We start from the raw sequence: 570 nt of genomic DNA, 5'->3' as shown, positions 1-570 counted from the left end.
GCAGAGGTGATCGGTGCGGTGAAGGTGCGCTTTGCGCTCTTCACGATTGCAGTCGGGGTGAAGTCGAGTGGCATGGTGGTGATGTCTCTTTTGGTTTTTTTGTTGTTAGAGGTGCGGTGTCCGGACGCTTTTTTTGCACTGCTCCGTCTATTATATGGGGATTCCGAAACTATGAAGAGAGATTTTTGCAGATTTTTTGTGTGTTTTTCAGGAGGGAGGGGATAAGGAGAGGTACCGGGTAAAAAAAGTGTTTTTCGGTAAGGCCGCGGGATGAGTGGTAGTCTGTGGTGGTTTTTCGGGGGCTTTTTTTGCGTGTGGTTTTGCTTGGAGTAACCACGGAAAACACTGAATACACGGAATTCCACTGAAAAAAACACGGAATACCGCCGCTTTGCGGCTTACGGAATACACGGAAAGAATCTGTGTATTAATTGACTGGAGATACCCGCACCCTTACCCTTTCCGTGATATTCCGTGGTTGCTCCAAGCGAAACCAAAGCAAAAAAACCCCGAAAACATTTCGACTGGTGTTTCCCGCTTCCTTATTCTTTCCGTGTTGTTCCGTAAGCG

General features: G+C 47.5%; 1 protein-coding gene. It reads left to right on the top strand.

What is annotated here, in order from left to right; genetic code table 11:
- On the top strand, positions 1-225 hold a 225-nt coding region (locus O0S10_RS10475), incomplete at its 5' end, for a hypothetical protein (RefSeq protein ID WP_268925830.1).
- Positions 226-570 lie beyond the last annotated feature (345 nt).

The sequence above is a fragment of the Methanocorpusculum petauri genome (assembly GCF_026891975.1).
Classification (GTDB): Archaea; Halobacteriota; Methanomicrobia; order Methanomicrobiales; family Methanocorpusculaceae; genus Methanocorpusculum; species Methanocorpusculum petauri.
Note: the sequence above shows the minus strand (reverse complement) of the source record. Positions and strands in the feature narration are given on the sequence as shown.